This is a genomic window from Hydrogenophaga sp. (assembly GCF_030373225.1).
Classification (GTDB): Bacteria; Pseudomonadota; Gammaproteobacteria; order Burkholderiales; family Burkholderiaceae_C; genus Hydrogenophaga.
The window spans coordinates 124,662-135,132 of sequence record NZ_JAUCZG010000009.1; the positions used below are offsets into that span (position 1 = coordinate 124,662).

A 10,471-nucleotide genomic window follows, 5' to 3' on the forward strand; every position below is an offset into this window, starting at 1 on the left:
TGGACTGTGCTGGCCTCTTTCTGTTTGTACAACCGCTGAATCCTGCCTCCCATGAAATTGCTGTTTCTCGTTGCGGTGTGTGTCGTCCCCGCGTTGGCGCTGGCCAATGCCCCTGCCCCTGTCCCGTCTCCCGGTCCCGACGCAACGAGCCCGGCGCCTGCAGCTTCCCCGGCCGACAGCCTCGGGCCCAACACACCGCTGACCCCCCAGGCGCTGGTGCGCCTGGTCGCTGTTCGCAATGCCGCTGCGGTGAATGCCGGGCTGCAGCAAGCCGTCAGCAGCCGACTTTTCGAGGCGGAACAGGCTCTGTACAGCCCCAGACTGCTGGCCCGCGTCCGGACCGACAGCGTCAACCGGCCGCGCAGCACCGACGAATTCACGCAACTGACGGAGCTGATCAATCCCGGCGGGCCTCTGCTGGCGCGGTACAAGACCCTGGACGTCGGTTTCCAGTTCAAGTTGCCCAGCGGTGCGTTGCTGGACCTCTCGCACCAGCTCAACGACCGCAAGAGCAACCTGTTTTTGCCGCCCAACAGCGTGGAGTACGCCGGCACCTTGAGTCTGGTGCTCAAGCAGCCCCTGCTGCGCAACGCGGGTCGCAGCGCGACCGAGGCCGATCTGCGCATCGCCGAGCTCGATGCACAGCTGGATGTGCAGCGTTTCTCCAAGGAGGTGCTGGAATCGGCGGGTGAGGGCATGAACGTCTTCTGGCAGCTTCACCGCGCCATTGAAGGCTTGTCGCTGCGGGAGGTTTCCATGGGCTCGCTGCGCAAATTGTCGGCCGATGTCGCCAGCCGGGTGGACGCCGGATTTGCCCCCCGAACCGAGCTGCTCGACATGCGGATTGCCCTGAGCGCGCGCGAGACCGAACTGGTGCGTGCACAGCGTGCGGTGCTCGAGTCGCAGTCGCGCATGCGCGGCGTGCTCAACCTGGGGGCTGACACACCGGCAGAAGCCAGCTTCGTGCCGCAGCTCCCGTCGGTGGTGGCCCCCATCACCCGTGAGGAGGTGAGCCTGCGCCTTGAGAAAGCCCGATCGTCCTGGCCTGTTCTGCAGCTGGCCTTGTTGCGTCGGCAGCAGGAAGGCATCCGCCTGCAGTTTGCCCGCAACCAGGCCTTGCCCGATCTGAGCCTGGAGCTCGGGTTCAATCACAACAGCCTGCGAGACCGGCTCAACCAGACCTGGAAGGACAGCTTCTCGAACAAGCACCCGGGCTGGTTTGCTGCGATCAGCCTGGACATGCCACTGAACAACCAGCGCGGCGATGCCCGCCTGGCCGCCCAGACCGTGCGCGTGGAACAGGCCGATGCGGAAGTGCAGGCCGCTGACCGCTCGCTCAGCAACGACCTGCTGACGCGCTTCCAGCAACTGCAAAGCACGCTCAGCGAAGCCCGGCTGCAGGGCGAAGACGTGCGGGCTCGCGAGGCCTTGCTGGTGGCCGACCAGGCCCAGTACCAGCTGGGCCGTGCGCGGATCCGGCAGGTGCTCGAACGCGAAGACGACCTCAACGAGAGTCGCCTGCGCCTGCTCGACAGCGAAGTCCGTGTGGAGCTGGCGCGCCTGGCCCTGATGCTGGCCGACGGAAGCCTGCTGGACCAGTACGGCGTGGACATCCAGCGCTGAAGCCGAGACACCCGGTGAGCACAACCTTCAGTGAAACCTGGCACCGCGTCTCGCAGGCGCGGCTGAGCCTGTTGCCCACGGTATCCATCCACAAGCAGCGCTTTCGCGGTGAGGACTGGTACGTGCTGCGCGACGCCTACACACAGCGGTTCTTCCGGATCAGGCCCATGGCCTACATCTTTGTCAGCCGCCTGAGCCACGAGCGCACCGTTGACGAGGTGTGGCGCAGCTGCCTCGACGATTTTCCGCAGGAAGCACCGGGTCAGGAAGACGCGATGCAGGTGCTGTCCCAACTGCACCACTCGAACCTGTTGCACTACCGCTCCAAGGCGGACAGCCAGGCGATTTTTGAGCGTTACCAGACCCACCGAAAGCGCGAAATCGGCGGCCAGCTGTTGGGCTTCCTGTACCTGCGTGTGCCGCTGTGGGATCCCAATGCCTGGCTCAACCGCCAACGGGGCGTGGTGGAGAAGTGGGTGAGCTGGCCGGCGGCGGCGGTGCTGACCGGCGTGCTGATGGCCGGCGGTTTGAGCGCCATCCTCAACGGCGAGCGCCTCTGGGACCAGTCCCAGGGTCTGTTTGCGATCGACAACCTGATCTGGCTTTACCTGTGCATGGCCGTGATGAAAATGCTGCACGAGCTCGGCCATGCCTTTGTGGTCAAAAAGTTCGGCGGCGAGGTCCACACCATGGGCCTGATGTTCCTGGTGTTCATGCCCTTGCCCTATGTGGACGCCACCGCCAGCTGGGGGTTTCGCAGCCGTCATGCGCGTGCGCTGGTCGGGGCCGCCGGCATCCTGGTCGAGTTGTTCCTCGCAGCCCTGGGTGCGATGGTCTGGGCCAGCACCGGGCCAGGGCTGGTCAACAGCCTGGCCTTCAACGTCATGGTGATCGGATCGGTGTCGAGCCTGCTGTTCAACGGCAACCCGTTGCTGCGTTTCGATGCCTACTACGTGCTGTCGGACCTGCTGGACATTCCCAACCTGTACCAGAAGGCCAGCCAGCAGTGGTTCTACTTTGCCGACCGGTACCTGCTCGGCTCGGAAAAAGCCGAATCGCCGGCGCGCGACCGCCGCGAGTGGTGGCACATGACGCTCTATGGCCTGTTCAGCTTCTTCTACCGCATGCTGATCGTGGCCACCATCCTGTTGTTCGTGACCGATCAATGGTTTGCCGTGGGGGTGGTGTTTGCGTTCACCACGCTGATCATGCTGGTGGTTTTGCCGGCCAAAAAATGGTTCACCCACCTCACCGGCGGAGCGGTCTACCGCAACCGCCGCCGCGCCGTTCTGGCTTCGCTGGCGCTGGTGCTGGTGCCCGCTGCGGTGGCGTTGTGGCTGCCTCTGCCACACGCCATCCGGGTGCCCGGCATGGTGGAGGCCATCCAGTACACGCGCGTCACGGCCAGCAGCAGTGGCCGGCTCGAGTCGGTGGTGGTGCCCTCCGGCACGCCGGTGGTGCCCGGCCAGCTGTTGCTGGTGTTGGCGAGTCCCGAGCTCGACTGGGAGCTCGACATTGCCCGGCAGCAGACACTGGAGACCCGGATGCTCCTGAGCATGGCGCTGGGCAGCACCTTGAGCGACATCGTGCCCTTGCAGCAGCGGCTGGAGTCCCTGGCCGCACGCACCGCCGAACTGGGTGCCCGGCGCGAAGCCCTCGAAGTGCGCGCGCGTCACACCGGCGTCTGGTTTTCCCCCCAGCTCAACGAGAAGGTCGGCAACTGGCTGCCCCGCGGTGAATTGCTCGGTGAGGTGGTTGACAACAGCCGTCTGCGCTTCACTGCCGTGGTCTCCCAGGAGGAGGCCAACCGGCTGTTCCGCGACCGTCCTCAGGCGGGAGAGTTGCGGCTCATGGGTCAGGCTGATCATCTGGTCGAGGCCAGGCAGCTGGCGGTGCTGCCCTACCAGAAGCAGCAGCTGGCGTCCTCTGCCCTGGGGTGGAGCGGGGGAGGGAGCATTCCGGTCCGGCCCGATGACCCGCAAGGCCTGTCCACCGTGGACACCTTCTACGAAGTCCAGGCACCGATGCCAGAGGACCAGCCCGGCGTGGCCTGGCACGGCATGACCGGCTGGTTGCGCATTCCGATGCAATACCAGTCGCTCTATGTGCAGCTCGAGACGGCCTTCATGCAGCTGCTGCAGAAACGCTACCAGCTGTGAGCGCGGCGGCCCGTGCCACGTCCACCGCTTACCGGTGGCATCCGCCCCGCCAGCACCCGGCCTCGGCCGGCGCGCGCTGGGCCGACTGGGTGCCTGTGGTGCAGGCCCTGTCGGGGCATTCCCGCCAAGCCTTACTGAAGGAAGTCGGGCAGGCGGAACAGTTGCTGGAGCAGCGCGCTGACTGGTCTGTTGGCCAGTTGCAGCAACGGCTGGGTGAGATCAAGGCGCTGATGCGCACGCACGGCCCGCAGAAGAACCGCCCGCAGCCCGCCGGCGCCAGCGGCCTGCGCGCCGAGGCGCTCGCCTGCATCGCGCTGGCCGCGCGCCACAGCCTGGCCAAGCGACCCTACCCGGTGCAGATGCTGGCAGCGCTGGCCATGCACCAGGGCTTTGTGGTCCAGATGGCAGCGGGCGAAGGCAAGACCATTGCCGTGGCGCTCGCGGCGGTCATGCTGGGCTGGTCGGGCCTGCCTTGCCACGTCATCACCTCCAACGACTACCTGGCCCAGCGCGACGTCGAGTTGATGGGGCCGCTGTTCCGGTGGTGCGGGGTGAGCGTTGCGGCGGTGGTGGCGGACAGCCCGCCGGAGGCGATGCGCGCCAGCTACCAGGCCGATGTGGCCTACGCAACGGGCAAACAGCTGCTGGCCGACTTTCTGCGCGACCAGATCATTCTGGCCGGTGCCACCGATGCCTTGCGCCGCCGGCTGAATGAAATGGGACCCGCAGCCGGGCAGCAACACACCGTGATGCGCGGCCTGCACAGCGCCATTGTTGATGAAGCCGACAGCGTGCTGGTCGACGAGGCCACCACGCCGCTGATCATTTCGGCGCCGGAGCCCAGTCCCATGATGGTCGAGGCCGTGCAGCGCGCCCGCGCGATCGCCGGCGAGATGGTGCGGGGCGCCGACTACAACGTGCATCCCGTTTTTCGCGACATCGAGTTCACCCGGGCGGGCGAAGACCGGCTGGACATCCTGACCCGGCAACTGCCCGCGGTGTGGCACGCCCCCTCGCGGCGCAAGGAGCTGGTGGGTCAGGCCCTCACCGCCAACGACATCTTTCACCGCGACCGCCATTACATCGTCGACGAAGGAAAAATCCTCATCGTCGACGAAAACACCGGCCGGGCCATGCCCGGTCGAACCTGGAGCTATGGCCTGCACCAGGCGATAGAAGCCAAGGAGCAGATCGAGATCACGCCGCCCACGCGCACCATGGCCCGGATGACCTTCCAGGATTTTTTCCGCCGCTACCACCGGCTGTCGGGCGCCAGCGGAACCCTGCAGGGCATTCGCAACGAACTCTGGTGGACCTACGGCCTCATGACCTTTGTGGTGCCGACACGCCTGCCCAGCCAGCTCGTCACCCCCGCGTTTCGTCACTTCGCCAGCAGCGACCACAAACAGCAGGCCGTGCTGCAAACCGTGGTCGAACTGCACCGCCAGGGCCATCCGGTTCTGGTGGGCACCCGGCGCATCTCGGACAGTGAGACGCTTGATGAAGCCCTGCGCGCCCTGGGTCTGCACGGTGTGGTGCTCAACGCCAAGCAACACGCCACTGAAGCCCTGGTCATTGAGAACGCCGGTCAGCCGGGGCACATCACGGTGGCGACCAACATGGCGGGTCGCGGCACCGACATCCACATCGGTGCGGACGTGGCTGCCGCCGGTGGTCTTCATGTGCTGATGCTGGAGCCCCACGAATCGGCCCGCGTCGACTGGCAATTGTTCGGTCGGGCGGGGCGCCAGGGCGCGCGCGGCTTTGCGCAGGGCTTCATCAGCCTGGAAGACGACCTTCTTGTGCGTCACACGCCCTGGTTTGCGCGTCCCCTGGGCGCGCTGGCCCGCCTCGGTCCCCGCTGGCGTGCCAGGGTCATGCCCTGGTTGCACACGCTGGCGCAATTCAACGCCCAATGGCGCGCCTGGCGCCAGCGCAAGCAACTGCAGCAGCGCGAATTGCAGTTGCGCAAACAGCTCTCGTTCACCGACGACTACTCGCCCTCCCCGCGCGGATGAGGGCGCATGCCCGGTCGTCCCGTTTCAAGTTTTCCGATCTTTTTGAGCAACCCATGAAAACCTTCAGCACACCCTCCCGCCTGACGCGGCATTGCCTGGCCCTGTTCGTGGTTCTGAGCCCGGCCCTGGGTTCGGCACAGACCTTTGTCGGCGTGATCTATCCCACGCGCGACCTCACCCTGAGCGTGTCGGTCAGCGGTGTCGTCAGCCGCGTGCCGGTCAAGATCGGGCAACGTGTGCGTGCCGGCCAGCCGTTGCTGGAGCTGGAGTCCGATCTGCAGGCGATTGAACTGCGGCGCCGGCGCACCATCCTGGAAGACCTCTCGGAACAAACCAGCATCGAAGAACGCCACCGCATCCTGGACCGGCTGTTCAGGGACGCGAGCAAGCTCTACGAACAAACCGGCTCCATCAGCCGGGAAGAACTCATGAAGCTGCAGATGGAGCTGGTGAGCGTCGCAGGTCGGCGCGACCAGTTGCAGCTCGAGAAAAAGCGCGAGCAGCACGAAGTGGATCTCGCCCAGCAAGAGAAGCAGATGCGGGTGCTGGTGGCGCCGGTCTCCGGCGTGGTGACCTCCATCCAGGTGGACACCGGCGAATGGGCCACCCCGGGCCAACCCATCGTGCGCCTGGTCGATGAGTCCACCGTGGAGTTGCGCACCAACCTGAGCCAGGCGGCTGCCCGTCTGCTCAACCGTGGGGACGCCATCGAGGTGATGCTGGACGACCCGGGCCAGCCCAAACCGCTGCAAGGCCGGGTCGGGTTCCTGTCGCCGGTGGCCGATGCCGCCAGTGGTCTGGTCGAGGTGCGCATCACCTTGCCCAACGGCGAGCGTCGCATCCGTCCGGGTGTGAAAGGCCGCATTCAGCTCACCCCGGCTTCGTCATGAGCCTGGTGCCCGAGACGACTGCGCCCTTGCGCCTCGAAGCCAGCGAACTGCTGGACATGTTGCGGGTGCTGCGCCAGGCGCCGCGCGACGCCGCTTTCTGGCCGCGCCTGTGTGTGGCCCTGAACGCGCTGGGTCGTGGCCGCTCCTCCATGCTGGTGAGTCGGCAAGGCGAGCAATGGCAGCCCCTGGCGCTGTGTGCCCCGGCCGGCGGCCTGTTGCAAGTGCACGCGCCCCAGCTGCTGCCCCAGCTGGTCGGGCGCGCCGCGCGGCACGGTTACGCCACGGTGGCACAGGGCGATGACGCCATCGTGGCGTGCGTGCGCTTGCTGGCCGACGATGGTGACCTGTACGCGCTGGTTGAAATTCCGGCGCGGGAACGGGCCTCCCTCAACGAGTTGCTGCTGCGCCTGCAGCTGGTGGCCGATGTGCCCTTGAGCCGGCGCGAGCCAGGTGATGCCGGCCAGGCCGGCTCGGTCAACGCGGTCGACGCGCACATGCTCGAACTGCTGGATCTGGCGGCGCGGGTCATGCAGGAGCAACAGTTCGGCCCCGCAGCGCTTGCGCTGGTCAACGGGCTGGTGCCCCTGACCGGTTGCGACCAGGTGGTGCTGGGCTGGCGGCAGGTCAGCTACGTGCGGGCGCAGGCGATCAGCCACCTCGACCGGTTTGAACGCAAGGCAGAAAACGTGCAGCTGATCGAGGCCGCGCTGGAGGAGGCGCTGGACCAGCAGACCGACATCGTCTATCCGGCCCCGCCGGATTCCGGCTTTGTGGTGCTCGCCCATGAACGGCTGGGGCGTGCCATCAACCACGTCCACATGCGCAGCCTGGTCTTGCGCCGCACCGATGAACCACCCGAGGCGGTGGTGCTGTTGGCCGCACCGACCGACCGGTTTGCGCCGGATCTCATGCACCAGGTGTCGGTGACCCTGCACCTGCTGCTGCCCTGGCTGGCCGACCTGCATCAGCGCAGCCGGTGGTTTGGCGCGCGCTGGTGGCAACGCCTGCACCAACAGGCGGGCCAATGGTTTGGCCCCGACAAGCCGGTGCAGACCCTGGGCATCGGCCTGGCCTCTCTGGTTCTGCTCTTCATGCTGGTGGGCACCTGGCCGCACCGCATTGAAGCCAATGCCGAGCTGCTGACCGACAGCACCCAGCTCATCAGCGCCCCGTTTGACAGCTTTGTGCAGGAGGTCGATGTGTCCCTGGGCGACGAGGTTGAGGCGAACGCCTTGCTCGGACGCCTGGATGTGCGCGATCTGCTGTTGCAGGAGTCCGAGATTGGTGCCGACCTGCGCCGTTACGCGGCCGAGGCAGACCGTGCCCGGGCGCAGGGAGAGTTGGCCGAGGTCGAGATCGCCCAGGCCCGCGTGGCCCAGGCCCAGGCCCGGCTCGACAAGGTGCTGTTTTATCTGCAGCAGGCGCAGATCAAGGCGCCGTTTGCCGCCGTGGTGGTGGAGGGCGACCGGCGCGATCTGTCGGGCATGCCGGTGCGCCAGGGCGACCGCTTGTTCCGCCTGGCCCGCGTCGAAGGGCTGTATGCGGCATTGCACCTGCCCGAGCGCGACGTGCGCCACCTGAGCGTCAACGCCTCGGGTGAGCTGCGCCTGCTCAGCGAGCCCGACCGCAGCATCGGCTTTGTGGTGGAAAGCATCGTGCCGGTGGCGCAGGTCAAGGGCCAGCAAGGCAACCATTTCTGGGTGCGCGTGCGGCTCACCGACCCCGCTGAAGCGTGGTGGCGCCCGGGCATGAGCGGCATGGCCCAGGTCGATGCGGGGCGCAAGAACATCGCCTGGTTGCTGACGCACCGGCTGGTGGATCTGGTGCGCATGAAGCTGTGGATCTGAGTGTCCACTCCCCTCATTGTGGTCAAGACGCGCCACGCGCGCTGGTCATAAGTCAGAAAGTGACAAAAATTACATGTAACGCGTAAAAAGTCCAATGGCGTTATTTGTGATTTCTTTATCAGTTATATTTCCAAACATGTGGAAGTCGTGCGTGTGCTCAACCACGCAAGTGGCACTGCGAAGTGCCTGCGCAGACGCACGCCGACGACACAAGACGCCTCCCTCACCCAATTTTTTCAATCAAGGCACCCATGACCTCGACCCCCAAAGCCAACGTCAAAGCAATCATCAAGGCCGCCAACGGAAGCCAGCAGAGCTACAGCCTTGAGGCTTTGAGCAAGCTCACACTGCTGCCCGGCACCAAACTGACCTTGGTGGAAGAGGCCACCGGCAAGCCGGTCAAAGGCCTGCTGGCCAAGCGCAAGGGCAAGGACCTGGTGCTGGAGCTTGAGGGGCAGGGCGAGGTGGCCTCGCTGCTGGACTTCTACAGCGTCTCCGACGTGGCGTTTTTCCCGGCTGGCGAGATTCCTGTCAACGCGACGGCCTCCAACGCAGGCGCAGTGACCGCCGACACCGCCACCGCATCCGTGACCGCCGCCGGCGAGCCCATCGTGTGGAAGGCGCCGTCCGACTTTGGCAACGCGGGCTGGTTGGTCGCTGGTGGCGCGGGCCTGGCGGCTGGGGCGGGGGGCGGGGGCGCTGCTGCAGCAACGGCGGTGGTGGTGGTCAAGCCGGCCGTGCTCTTGGGCAACTTTGTCATGGGGCCGGTGGTCGAGGGATCCGGGCTGGTGGCCACGGTGTACAACGCCGCCGGCGAGGTGCTCGGTGTCGCAGTCATCCAGGACGATGGTTCGTTCGAGCTCGCGCTGCAGGAGCCCTACACCGGCCCGGTGCTCGTCGTCGTGACGGACGAAAACGGCGCTGAACCCGACTACTGGGACGAAGCCACCGGAGCGCCGAAGGACCTCACCGCCGACCTGCGCGCCATGACCTACGTCAACAACGGTCAGGTGGTCAATGTCAACGTGAACGTGTTCACCGAAGCGGCTGTTCGTGAACTGGCTGCGCCGGGCGCCTCCTTGCCCCTGGATGTCACCGCCGAACAGATTGCTGTGGCCAACGACAAGGTCAAGAACGCGCTGGGTCTGGTGGAGGACCTGGTGACGGGTGAAGCCCCGGTGGCGGTGGTCACCAACACCGGAGCCCCGGACCAGACCGCCAATGCCTACGGCAAGCTGCTGGCGGCGGCCTCGGGTGTGGACGAATCCGGAAGCACCGAGGCCACGATCGAAAGCCTGCGGACGGCCATCAGCGAGGCCAACCCGGTTCTGAGCACCTCGGTCCTGCTGCTGGCAGGTGCGGCCAACGTGGTGGACAAAGTCCCGAGCTTCCTGACCGAATCGCAGATGAGCCTGAGCGATTACTTCTTCATCGCCGATGCCATCAACGCCTTGCGCACAGAGTTGACGGGCGTCCTCACGGTGGGTGACCTGCGGACCATCAAGGCCTTGAACGATCAACTGGCGGTGCTCTCCGGGCAGCTGGAATCGCTGGATTTGCTTGGCGCCGCAACGGGCGTCGATGTTTCGGCCTTGCAGCTGGCTGTCGGCGAAGCGAACACGGCGGTGGCGCCGGATCCGAGCAACGCCAAGGGTCTGTACCTGAAGATCGAACAGGCGGTGGCTGCAGCGGTGCTCGAGCTCGAAGGTGACATCAAAGGTCTGCAAGACCAGATCGACACGTTGGCGATTGCCGACGTTGCAGGTCTGACGACGGCACTGAGTGACCTGGATGTGGCGGTCAAGGCGCTGCAGGCACTCACGGCCGAAGGTGGGGCAGTGGACCTGCGCCTGGACGCGATCGAAGCGCAGCTCGTGGACATCACCACCACCGTGGTGGACTACGTTGATGCAGAAATCCTGAAACTGCAGGGC

Annotated in this window: 6 protein-coding genes; all 6 read left to right on the forward strand. The window is 65.9% G+C overall.

The annotated features are described in order from the left end of the window. Positions 1–51: 51 nt before the first annotated feature. Positions 52–1,623, forward strand: a complete 1,572-nt coding sequence (locus QUV35_RS07430; protein ID WP_300872135.1) for a TolC family protein — start codon at positions 52–54, stop codon at positions 1,621–1,623. 14 nt (positions 1,624–1,637) lie between these two features. Beyond that, positions 1,638–3,782, forward strand: coding sequence for a biotin/lipoyl-binding protein (locus QUV35_RS07435; RefSeq protein ID WP_300872137.1), 2,145 nt, complete (start codon positions 1,638–1,640; stop codon positions 3,780–3,782). After that, complete coding sequence (locus QUV35_RS07440; RefSeq protein WP_300872139.1) at positions 3,779–5,800, forward strand: hypothetical protein; 2,022 nt, start codon at positions 3,779–3,781, stop codon at positions 5,798–5,800. Before QUV35_RS07435 ends, QUV35_RS07440 begins: the two co-directional genes overlap by 4 nt. A gap of 53 nt (positions 5,801–5,853) precedes the next feature. Next, a complete protein-coding gene (locus tag QUV35_RS07445; RefSeq protein ID WP_300872141.1) occupies positions 5,854–6,690 on the forward strand; it encodes an efflux RND transporter periplasmic adaptor subunit in 837 nt (278 codons plus the stop codon). Then, the gene (locus tag QUV35_RS07450; protein WP_300872144.1) at positions 6,687–8,537 is read left to right on the forward strand and encodes an efflux RND transporter periplasmic adaptor subunit; all 1,851 of its coding nucleotides are present in this window, start codon (positions 6,687–6,689) and stop codon (positions 8,535–8,537) included. Before QUV35_RS07445 ends, QUV35_RS07450 begins: the two co-directional genes overlap by 4 nt. 251 nt (positions 8,538–8,788) lie before the next feature. Next, a partial coding sequence (locus QUV35_RS07455; RefSeq protein WP_300872146.1) for a hypothetical protein occupies positions 8,789–10,471 on the forward strand: 1,683 nt, incomplete at its 3' end.

What these genes read in the sequence shown, in the direction of transcription:
- QUV35_RS07430 (WP_300872135.1), top strand. Translation starts at nt 52, where the DNA reads ATGAAATTGCTGTTTCTCGTTGCGGTGTGTGTCGTCCCCGCGTTGGCG.
- QUV35_RS07445 (WP_300872141.1), top strand. Translation starts at nt 5,854, where the DNA reads ATGAAAACCTTCAGCACACCCTCCCGCCTGACGCGGCATTGCCTGGCC.
- QUV35_RS07450 (WP_300872144.1), top strand. Translation starts at nt 6,687, where the DNA reads ATGAGCCTGGTGCCCGAGACGACTGCGCCCTTGCGCCTCGAAGCCAGC.